The sequence below is a fragment of the Methylobacterium sp. D48H genome (assembly GCF_053345715.1).
This window is the reverse complement of the sequence record NZ_JBKFAP010000079.1, coordinates 1-732: the sequence shown is the minus strand read 5'-3', so window position 1 is coordinate 732 and position 732 is coordinate 1. Positions and strand designations below refer to the sequence as shown.

Annotated in this window: 1 pseudogene; it reads right to left on the bottom strand. The window is 78.3% G+C overall.

Features of this window, described 5'->3' with window-relative positions:
- A pseudogene (locus tag ACLBX8_RS31550) lies at positions 1-732 on the bottom strand (glycosyltransferase); the annotation flags it as partial.

Genomic DNA, 732 nt, shown 5'->3' with positions numbered 1-732 from the left:
CTCGGCGACGTAGCGGAAGAACGGGTCGTCCGCGACCGCCCGGCTGCCGGCCCGCGCCTGCACGTAGCCGGCCGGGTCGAAGTCCGGCCGCGGGCCGATCCGCGCCCGCCAGCCCTCCGCCACGTAGTGGCGCAGCAGCGCCGCGTCCGAGGCATCGGCCAGCGCCTCGGCCTGCGGTCCGGGCAGGCGCTGCCGGTAATGGGCGGCGTCGAAGTAGGGGGCGAGCGTCTCGATCCGCAGCGCGAGCGCGGCCTCCGGGTCGGGGCGGGCCGGTCCGCCGTGGAGGACGTAGTGGACCAGCGGGTTCCGGGTGGCGAAGGTGATCCCGCGGCTGAGGCAGTAGGCCAGGGTGTCGAAGTGCGGCGCCGGCTCGCGGCCCTCGCGCCAGCCGGAGGCCATGTAGTGGTCGACCGGGTCGACGCCGGCGGCGGCGAGGTCGGGGTTGCCGGCGAGATAGTAGGCGCCGTCGACGAGGCGGCGGGCGAGGCGGTGGGCCTCGGCCGTGTCGGGCTTCGGCAGGGCGGCCGCCTCCCCCGCCCCGCCGGCCCCGCCACGTCCGGCGCGGCGGCGCGCGAGGGCGTGCAGGAGCGGGTTGATGCCGGCGCGGGCGAGGTGGGGATGGGCGGCGAGGTAGGCGGCGGAGTCGAAGTCGGGGCGCGGGTCGCGGCCCGCGCGCCAGCCGTGGACGAGGTAGTCGCGCACCGGGTCGGCCGCGATCCCGTACCAGCTCGC